Annotated in this window: 9 protein-coding genes, 1 tRNA gene and 1 pseudogene; 1 reads left to right on the forward strand and 10 read right to left on the reverse strand. The window is 65.3% G+C overall.

The features are described 5' to 3' along the window. The 9 genes from INE98_RS02565 to INE98_RS02605 all read right to left on the reverse strand — a co-directional run. Positions 1 to 1,233, reverse strand: a 1,233-nt coding sequence (locus tag INE98_RS02565) for a calcium-binding protein (RefSeq protein ID WP_367120159.1), incomplete at its 3' end; no start/stop codon positions are given. 411 nt (positions 1,234 to 1,644) lie between these two features. Then, positions 1,645 to 2,028, reverse strand: a complete 384-nt coding sequence (gene rplL / locus INE98_RS02570; protein WP_293536307.1) for a 50S ribosomal protein L7/L12 — start codon at positions 2,026 to 2,028, stop codon at positions 1,645 to 1,647. A gap of 50 nt (positions 2,029 to 2,078) precedes the next feature. Next, positions 2,079 to 2,594, reverse strand: coding sequence for a 50S ribosomal protein L10 (gene rplJ, locus INE98_RS02575; RefSeq protein ID WP_293536309.1), 516 nt, complete (start codon positions 2,592 to 2,594; stop codon positions 2,079 to 2,081). Positions 2,595 to 2,929: 335 nt separating this feature from the next. Continuing rightward, entirely contained in the window at positions 2,930 to 4,126 is a 1,197-nt protein-coding gene (locus tag INE98_RS02580) for an acetyl-CoA C-acetyltransferase (RefSeq protein WP_293536311.1), read from the reverse strand. A gap of 146 nt (positions 4,127 to 4,272) precedes the next feature. Continuing rightward, on the reverse strand, positions 4,273 to 4,962 hold the full coding sequence (gene rplA / locus INE98_RS02585; protein WP_293536312.1) for a 50S ribosomal protein L1: 690 nt from the start codon (positions 4,960 to 4,962) through the stop codon (positions 4,273 to 4,275). Between the two features lie 3 nt (positions 4,963 to 4,965). Further along, the gene (gene rplK, locus INE98_RS02590) at positions 4,966 to 5,397 is read right to left on the reverse strand and encodes a 50S ribosomal protein L11 (protein WP_293536314.1); all 432 of its coding nucleotides are present in this window, start codon (positions 5,395 to 5,397) and stop codon (positions 4,966 to 4,968) included. 112 nt (positions 5,398 to 5,509) lie between these two features. After that, entirely contained in the window at positions 5,510 to 6,073 is a 564-nt protein-coding gene (gene nusG, locus INE98_RS02595; protein ID WP_293536316.1) for a transcription termination/antitermination protein NusG, read from the reverse strand. Between the two features lie 7 nt (positions 6,074 to 6,080). Continuing rightward, positions 6,081 to 6,389: a preprotein translocase subunit SecE gene (secE, locus tag INE98_RS02600; RefSeq protein ID WP_293536318.1), complete on the reverse strand. Its 309-nt coding sequence runs from the start codon at positions 6,387 to 6,389 to the stop codon at positions 6,081 to 6,083. Positions 6,390 to 6,458: 69 nt separating this feature from the next. Then, positions 6,459 to 6,534 (reverse strand) — tRNA-Trp (locus tag INE98_RS02605). A gap of 190 nt (positions 6,535 to 6,724) precedes the next feature. Between INE98_RS02605 and INE98_RS02610 the strand changes: the two genes are divergently transcribed. Continuing rightward, entirely contained in the window at positions 6,725 to 7,609 is an 885-nt protein-coding gene (locus INE98_RS02610; RefSeq protein ID WP_293536319.1) for a beta/gamma crystallin-related protein, read from the forward strand. A 90-nt stretch (positions 7,610 to 7,699) separates the two neighbouring features. Here INE98_RS02610 and tuf read toward each other — a convergent pair. Continuing rightward, positions 7,700 to 7,891 (reverse strand): annotated as a pseudogene (gene tuf / locus INE98_RS02615) (elongation factor Tu); the annotation flags it as partial.

Consider the following 7,891-nt stretch of genomic DNA (forward strand, 5'->3'; position numbering starts at 1 on the left):
CGATATCCGGTCGTCGCCGCCCTCGCCCCTGACGAAGTTCTTCCCGTCGCTATCCGAGATCGAATCGTTGTCGTCGCCGCCCAGCAGACGGTCGTCTCCCTCACCGCCCGCAAGACTGTCAGCGCCAGCCCCGCCGCTGACAGTGTCGTTCCCCGCGTCGCCCGAAAGAGAATCCGAGCCGACATAACCTTTCACATCGTCATTGCCGGAGCCACCCGACAGACGGTCATCCCCCTCCAGTCCGAGCAGAACATTGTCGCGCTGATCTCCCGAGAGATCGTCTCCAAGGCCTGTCCCGATCATCGGCTGCTGGATCCGTGCCTGGAGCGGCGTCGTCACGTTGGCTCCTAGTGAGAGAAGGCCGCTCGAGGCCGCGCCCCCTGTAACCTGGAACGTGGTGGCCTTATCTGCGAAGATGGCCTGGAAGAGCTGCTTAAGTTCAGCGCCGTTCGAGAGCCTCGAGAAGAGCGTATTCCAGGCCTCGGCGCCCCCGCCCAACTGCAGGTTGCTCAGATTCTGGGCCGCAATTGACTCCGAGAGCGCCTTTGAGAAGGCGACGAAGTTTGCGCTATTGAAGACATAGGCCGCCTGATCGTGGCCAGTCAGGTTCGCTTTACCTGCATAGTTCCAGGATTTCTCGAAATATTCGAGGGTTGCGCTGAGACCACCGGACAGCGACCCCGCATTACTCCAGATGTTGCTGAAATTGTAACGGGGCGTGGCGAGTATGGAGTCCAAGACATAGGACTCGCTACTCCCGCCCGGCAGATAACCTCCTGCGAGGATGTCAGTAGCGAGGACGTTGGAGACAAGGTCTGCGTAGCTGTCGAGAAAGGCGAATGAGGCGACGGTGCAGTTTGAGGAATAGTCCAGGAAATCCAGATTCTTGCCGATAACGTCGCGCACCCCGGACAGAAAGCCTCTCGCATCGTCGACCTTGAGAGCGCCCTCGAACATTGAGGTCCCGCCGCCGTGACCTTGAAAAGCAAAACCGTAAGTATCCGCCTTCTCTAGAGAGTTTATTTTCTCAAAAAAACCAATCAGAGCGCCCTTGAGAGCGGCACTATAATCTAAGGTCCCATAACTTGCGGAAACATTATACGATATTAGTGCAAATGATTCTCTATATTCGACCTGTTTAGAAACATCTGAATACTTTGATGTACTATAATCGTTTGGAATCTTGTATAGAGTTATCTTTCCTTCATCGCCCCATACGGCGACTTGGTACATGCTGAATTTATCAGTTGTTTGATCTTTGCCGCCAATTGTCTCAAAGCTGGTTCGGGAATTGAACGGGCTCCACGAATTGGTAGGAATTGCGGCATTAACGAGAATAGTTTTCAATGTTCTACCTCGATTTAATTGTTTCTGATGATCCTCCCGTTCTCACTTCCGAATGTCAACCCGGCTGAACCGTTGGCGCCGAGGAGCCCGGGGTCGCTCATTGTTTAGCCAGTCCGTCCCGTGTCCACCGACAACCGCCGAGCGGATGGGGATCAGGGAGAGACGGGAAGGACGGTTCAGGTGGAGGCTCCCAGGGCCGCGCTGGCTCCGATCCACCACACGCCGGATCCGAAGCAAAACGGGCCCGGGGTGATCCCCGGGCCCGCCTGAAGAGACGCGGATGTCGCGCCGTCCGGATTACTTGATCTGGACGGTGGCGCCGGCTTCCTCGAGCTTCTTCTTGACCTCTTCGGCCTGCTGCTTGGAGACGTTCTCGACCACGTTCTGGGGCGCGCCTTCCACCAGGTCCTTGGCTTCCTTCAGGCCAAGGTCCGGCCGGACGCCGCGGACTTCCTTGATGACGTTGATCTTCTTGTCGCCGCCGGCGGTCAGAACGACGGTGAACTCGGTCTGCTCTTCGACGGCCTCGGCCGGAGCAGCGCCGGGAGCGGCGACAGCGGCGACGGCCACGGGAGCGGCTGCAGAGACGCCCCACTTGTCTTCGAGCAGCTTGGACAGCTCGGCAGCTTCCAGGACGGTCAGGGCGGAGAGGTCTTCAACCAGCTTTTCAAGCTTGGACATGGTTTGGTTTCCTTGGGATCAGGGGATGAGGGAATGTCGGGAAGTGACGGTCAGGCCGCGTCCTTGGCCGCATAAGCGCCCATGACGCGGGCCAGCTGGCCTGCGGGAGCCTGGAGCACGCCGGCGACCTTGGTCGCGGGCGCCTGCAGGAGGCCGATGAGCTTGCCGCGAAGCTGGTCCAGCGACGGCAGGGTGGCCAGGGCCCCCACGCCAGCGGCGTCCAGAACGGTGTCGCCCATGAACCCGCCGCGAATGGCGAGCTTGTCGTTTTCCTTCGCGAACTGGCTGGCCACCTTGGCGGCGGTCACCGGGTCCGGCGCAAAGGCGATGGCCACGGGTCCTGCAAAGAGGGCGTCGCCCGCCTCGCCGAGGGATCCGGCCAGAGCCTTCTGGGCCAGGGTGTTTTTGACCACCTTGAAGTGGGCGCCTTCCTTGCGGAGGCGTCCGCGAAGTTCCGTCATTTCCGCAACGGTCAGACCCAGGTTGTGGGTCACGACCACGGCGCCGGCGCCTGCGAAATCGCCCTTGAGCGTTTCGATGGCGACCTGCTTTTGAGCGCGGTCCATTGCGGTCTCCAGTCTCGGAACCGGCTACGGGACCATTCCCGAAGCCGTACGCGCGTCCTTAGGCCCGAAAGGACCCCTGGACGACCTGTCCGTGTGAGAAGCCGCGGCGCCGGTCCGCGGCGAGCCGCCGGCCGGTCATCCTCATCTTCCCGTCTCCCCGCGATACCGGAGGGGCTCCCCCGGCGATTACGGACCCGGCGACCCCGGGACCCCGCAGTTCTTGGACAGGATCGGGGGCGGACCCCCGAACCCGCCGCCTCCCGAAGGAGGGGCGAAACTCTAGAAGGCGCGGTCGCTACACGAAGCGCCGCTGCATGGCAAGGCCGGAGGGGGCCTCAGGGGCGCTCGAAGACGGCCGCAATCCCCTGCCCGCCGCCGATGCACATGGTCTCCAGGCCGTAGCGACCCTTCCGGCGATCCAGCTCGCGCAGGAGGTTGGCGAGAATCCGGCCGCCCGTGGCGCCGATCGGGTGGCCCAGCGAGATTCCCGAGCCATTGACGTTCAGCCGATCACGATCATCCCAGCCCCATCCGCGCAGGACGGCCAGGACCTGGGGCGCAAAGGCCTCGTTCAGCTCGACCAGGTCGATATCATCCCAGGACATTCCGGTGCGCGCGAAAAGTCGTTCCACGGCGGGCACCGGGCCAATGCCCATGCGCGAGGGATCGCAGCCCGCAGCCGCCCAGCTCACGAACCAGCCCATGGGATCAAGGTTCAGCTCGGCCAGCTTGTCCTCGGCCACCACCAGGCAGGCGGCGGCGGCGTCGTTCTGCTGGCTGGCGTTGCCGGCGGTGACCACGCCGCCTTTCTCGATGGGCCGCAGCTGGGACAGGGACTCCGGCGTCGCGTCCGGCCGAACGCCCTCGTCCTTGGCGAACAGGATCGGATCGCCCTTCTTCTGCTTCACGGGCACGGGCACCAGCTCGTCGTCGAACTTGCCGGCTGCCCAGGCTGCAGCCGCGCGCTGGTGGCTCATGGCGGCGTACTCGTCGCACTCCTCGCGGCTGATCTGGTAGTCACGAGCCAGGTTGTCGGCGGTCTCGATCATGCCGGAGATGACGCCGAAGCGCTCGATGGGCTGGCTCATCACCCGGCCGCGGGCGAGGCGATCATGCATCGTCACCGAGCCGGCGCGGGCGCCGCCGCGCATGTCGAGGGAATAGTACTCCACATTGCTCATGCTCTCGACGCCGCCGGCGATGACCACGTCGGCCACGCCCGTCTGAACCATCATCGCCGCGTCGATCACCGCCTGCAGGCCGGAGCCGCAGCGACGGTCGAGCTGGTAGCCGGGCACGGAGATCGGGAAGTCGGCCGCGAGGGCGGACCAGCGCGCGATGCAGGGCGCCTCTCCGTTGCCATAGCCCTGGGCGAAGATCACGTCGTCCACCCGGCCAGGATCGACGCCGGTCCGCTCCATCAGGGCCCGGAGAATGACGGCGCCCAGCTCACCGGCGGTCAGGCTGGCCAGGCTGCCCTGGAACTTGCCCACGGCGGTGCGGATCGGGCTGACGATGGCGGCGCGTCTCATGGGGCTCTCCCTCGGCAAACGGTGCGAGGCGTCAGGAACCCCGGACCGGCGCGGGGGTCAAGCGCCAGATGGGCGCAGACGGCAAAAGGGGGCGGGGCCCTGCGGCGCCGCCCCCTCCGGGAAGTCCCGACGAAGCGGGGCCAGCCTCAGGCGTTGATCGAACCGGTATCGATGCGGAAACCCGGCCCCATCGTCGAGGAGAGGCTGATCTTCTTGATGTAGGTGCCCTTGGCGCCGGAAGGCTTGGCCCGGTTCAGGGCGTCGACCAGGGCGCGCACATTGGCGGCGATCTGCTCGTCGGTGAAGCTGGCCTTGCCGATGCCGGCGTGGATGATGCCCGTCTTCTCGGTGCGGAACTCGATGGCGCCGCCCTTGGCGTCCTTCACGGCCTGGCCGACGTTCGGGGTCACGGTGCCGACGCGCGGGTTCGGCATCAGGCCGCGGGGGCCCAGCACCTTACCCAGACGACCGACCAGGGCCATCATGTCCGGGGTGGCGATCACCCGGTCGAACTCCATGAAGCCGCCCTGGATGCGCTCCACGAGCTCCTCGGCGCCGACGATCTCGGCGCCGGCGGCCTTGGCCTCATCGGCCTTGGCGTCGCGGGCGATGACGGCGACGCGAACGTCGCGGCCGGTGCCCGAGGGCAGGTTGACGACGCCGCGGACCTGCTGGTCGGCGTGGCGCGGATCCACGCCCAGGTTGACGGCGATCTCGATGGATTCGTCGAACTTGGCCTTGGCGTTTTCCTTGACGAGCCGGATGGCGGCGTCGACGGGATGGGCGGCGAGGCGGTCGCCGGTCCAGGCCTTGATGCGCTTGGTTTGCCGGGTCATGCGTCAGCCCTCCACGATCTCAAGGCCCATCGAGCGGGCGGAGCCCTCGATGATGCGGGACGCCGCCTCAAGGTCGATGGCGTTCAGGTCCTTCATCTTCTTCTCCGCGATGTCCCGCAGCTGGGCGCGGGAAATCTTGCCGGCGACATCACGTCCGGGCAGCTTGGACCCCGACTTCAGGCCCAGGGCCTCCTTGATGAAGTGGGTCGCCGGGGGCGTCTTGGTGATGAAGGTGAAGGACTTGTCCTGGTAGACGGTGATCACCGTCGGCAGGGGCGTGCCTTTGACTTCCTTCTCGGTGCGGGCGTTGAACTCCTTGCAGAAGCCCATGATGTTGACGCCGCGCTGGCCCAGTGCCGGCCCGATGGGCGGCGAAGGGGTGGCGGCGCCCGCGGGCACCTGCAGCTTGATGTAGCCCAGAATCTTCTTGGCCATCTTCTCCTCTTTGACCGGACTTCCGGTCTGTTGAGCCGTGGTGCGGGGTCAGACTGGCCTCCCCTCCCACGGATTTGAAGTCCCCGGCCCGGAGCCCGGGGACGGTTGCCGGTCAGGCGACTTTCTCGACCTGGCCGTATTCGAGCTCCACCGGCGTGGCGCGTCCGAAGATGGACACCGTCACGCGCAGGCGGGCGCGATCCTCGTCGACCTGCTCTACCGAGCCGTTGAAGCTCGCGAAGGGGCCGTCCGTGACCCGCACGGTCTCGCCGATCTCGAAGGTGATGGTCGGCTTCGGCCGCTCCACGCCCTCTTCGATGGCGCCGATGATCCGGGCGACCTCACGCTCGGAGACCGGCTGCGGCTTGTTCTGGCTGCCCAGGAAGCCGGTGACCTTCGGGGTGTTCTTGATGAGGTGATAGGCCTCGTCCGTCAGCTCCATCTTCACCAGGACGTAGCCCGGGAAAAACTTCCGTTCGGCATTGACCTTCCGGCCGCGACGGACCTCGACCACGTCCTCGGTCGGCACAAGGATATCGGAGAACTTGTCCTCCAGCCCCTGGGCGCGGGACTGCTCACGGATCGCCTCGGCCACCTTCTTCTCGAAGTTCGAGTAGGCGTGGACGATGTACCACTTGTGGAGCGGGTTGGCCGCAACGGGTGCTTCGGCGTTCATGTCGGACTCAACCCCCGTTGGCGAAGTTCAGGATTAGCGACAGGCTCCAGCCCAGGAACAGGTCCACGAGCTGCAGGAAGAGGGCGGCGACCACAACCATGATTCCCACGAACACCGAGGTGATCCAGGTCTCCCTCGCGGTGGTCCAGGTGATCTTCCTGCCCTCGGCGCGCACCTCCCTGAGAAACTGAAGGGGACCCGCGCGCTTCTTCGGCGCCCCGCCTGACGCCAGGGCGGACGAGGGCGAAACAGCCGCAGCAGTGCGCGCCGCCCTCTCCTTGATCGCCCGGGGCTTCGAGCCCTGCTTCCTGGCCATGGTCGTTCCCGAAACTCTTTCCAGACCGATCCGAACAGACGGACCGCAAACCCTCAGATAGTCAGCGCGTGGCAGGAGTGGAGGGACTCGAACCCCCGGCCCTCGGTTTTGGAGACCGATGCTCTACCAGCTGAGCTACACTCCTACGTCCCGGCCCCGAAAGGCGCGGGCGCGACCGGAAACCGGCCCCTTTCGAGGCCGGCCTGCCGGAGCCGGCTCGTTTAGCAGCGCGGCCCCGGGGGAGCAAGGGGCGCACGGTCTTGCGTCCGTCACGGACCCGATAAAGGATGCGCCCAAGCGTGGCGCAAGGCCCCGCACAAGAGGGAGACCAAACCATGCCCCGCCTCTCCGGCGTCATCGCCATCGCTGCCCTTGCCTTCGCCCTGGGCGGCCCAGCGGACTCGGCCCGGGCCCAGGAGCGCGGGGCGCCGCCGCCTTCCGGAGACTACTGGGAAAGTTGCCGGAACGTCTCGACACTCGGCTTCGGTCCCAACGCCGTGGTAACTGCCCAATGCAGGGACCGGAACGGCCGCTGGAACAGCACCAGCATCCGGGTCGGAAACTGCGGCTATCTGACCAATATCGACGGACGCCTCGAGTGCAGAGGCGGTGGCGGGGGCTGGAACCCCGGCGGCGGCGGGCGTCCGCCCTACGGATCTGGAGAGGCCACCCTCTTCACGGGCCTGAACTTTACGGGACAGACCTTCGAGACCTCCCGGGAGTATTCGAACCTGCCCGCCTACTTCAACGACAAGGCCCTCAGCCTGCGCCTCTCGGGGCGGACGCCCTGGGAAGTCTGCTCCGACGCCAATTTCAGGGGCAATTGCCAGGTTCTCGACAGGGATGTCGCTGACCTCAGGCGCTATGGTCTCGGCTTCGCCGTCAGTTCGCTGCGGCCTGTGGACGGACCCGGCGGCGGATACCCCGGATATCCCCCTCCCCCGCCGAACTGGGGCGGCGGCTTCCGGCCTTCGGCGCTGCTGATGTACCCAAGCGTCAACTTCAACGGCCCGGCCTTCGAGACACGCTCGGAGTACACGAACCTGCCGCGGCAATTCAACGACAAGGCCCACAGCCTGCGGATCGTCGGCGGCGGCGCCTGGGAGGTTTGCGCCGACTCCAACTTCAGGGGTCGCTGCCAGGTCTTCGTCCGCGATACGCCGGACCTGCACCGCTTCGGTCTGGCCGAAGCAATCAGCTCGGTTCGCCAGGTCCGCTGATCCAAGGGACCGCATCCACGAGAAAGGGCCGCGGAGTTTCCTCCGCGGCCCCTGTTGGATCCCGGCCGGGGCCGGGGGATGGGCGAGGATCTACTCGACGATCTTCGAGACCACCCCGGCGCCCACCGTCCGGCCACCCTCGCGGATGGCGAACCGAAGGCCCTGGTCCATTGCGATCGGCGTGATCAGCTCCACGTCCAGCTCGGCGTTGTCGCCCGGCATGATCATCTCGACGCCTTCCTTCAGGCGGATGATCCCCGTCACGTCCGTCGTCCGGAAGTA

The organism is Phenylobacterium sp. (genome assembly GCF_020253645.1).
GTDB lineage: Bacteria > Pseudomonadota > Alphaproteobacteria > Caulobacterales > Caulobacteraceae > Phenylobacterium.

What these genes read in the sequence shown, in the direction of transcription:
- rplL (WP_293536307.1), bottom strand. Translation starts at nt 2,028, where the DNA reads ATGTCCAAGCTTGAAAAGCTGGTTGAAGACCTCTCCGCCCTGACCGTC.
- rplJ (WP_293536309.1), bottom strand. Translation starts at nt 2,594, where the DNA reads ATGGACCGCGCTCAAAAGCAGGTCGCCATCGAAACGCTCAAGGGCGAT.
- INE98_RS02580 (WP_293536311.1), bottom strand. Translation starts at nt 4,126, where the DNA reads ATGAGACGCGCCGCCATCGTCAGCCCGATCCGCACCGCCGTGGGCAAG.
- rplA (WP_293536312.1), bottom strand. Translation starts at nt 4,962, where the DNA reads ATGACCCGGCAAACCAAGCGCATCAAGGCCTGGACCGGCGACCGCCTC.
- rplK (WP_293536314.1), bottom strand. Translation starts at nt 5,397, where the DNA reads ATGGCCAAGAAGATTCTGGGCTACATCAAGCTGCAGGTGCCCGCGGGC.
- nusG (WP_293536316.1), bottom strand. Translation starts at nt 6,073, where the DNA reads ATGAACGCCGAAGCACCCGTTGCGGCCAACCCGCTCCACAAGTGGTAC.
- secE (WP_293536318.1), bottom strand. Translation starts at nt 6,389, where the DNA reads ATGGCCAGGAAGCAGGGCTCGAAGCCCCGGGCGATCAAGGAGAGGGCG.
- INE98_RS02610 (WP_293536319.1), top strand. Translation starts at nt 6,725, where the DNA reads ATGCCCCGCCTCTCCGGCGTCATCGCCATCGCTGCCCTTGCCTTCGCC.